The organism is Variovorax sp. 01N429, assembly GCF_056399425.1.
Genome location: NZ_JBFTRG010000082.1, coordinates 1 through 523, shown reverse-complemented (window position 1 = coordinate 523; position 523 = coordinate 1). Strand labels below are relative to the sequence as shown.

Here is a 523-nt window from a genome sequence, read left to right as displayed (position 1 = left end):
GTGTGCGCCCGCGACGACGTCGACGACATGGACGCCTACCCGGGCATGTGGGCCTTCCCCATCGAGAACCAGCAGAGGTGCGCCGGCAGCGCGCTCATCTGGCTCGGCGAGGCCGAAGACGCGATGATCCACCTCGAGGACGCCCTCACCGGATACGCCGGCGGCTCCTACGCCCACCTCGCCGTCACGCGTCTCGACCTCGTCCGCGCCCGGGTCCACCTCGGCGACTTCACCGGTGCCCACGAGGCGATCCTGCCCGTGCTCGAACTCCCCGAAGAACGCCGCCTCGCCGGGGTCGTCCGGCGCGCCGCCAGCATCCAACGGCAACTCACCGCACCGGTGCTCGACCGGCCGACGGCACGGCGCGCCCTGACCGAGCACGTCATCGACTTCTTGGAACACAACGCCGTGCGCGCGCTGCCCGGCTCGACCGCGACCCCCTGACCACGACGCGAGATACGGACTCCCGTGATGCCCACACCCGACGCCGTGCTCACGGTCCTCGGCTGCGCCACCCCCTACC

General features: G+C 71.7%; 1 protein-coding gene. It reads left to right on the top strand.

Going from position 1 to position 523, the window contains the following annotated elements; genetic code table 11:
• On the top strand, positions 1–444 hold a 444-nt coding region (locus tag AC1DSF_RS30680), incomplete at its 5' end, for a hypothetical protein (RefSeq protein WP_478184084.1).
• Positions 445–523: the final 79 nt, after the last annotated feature.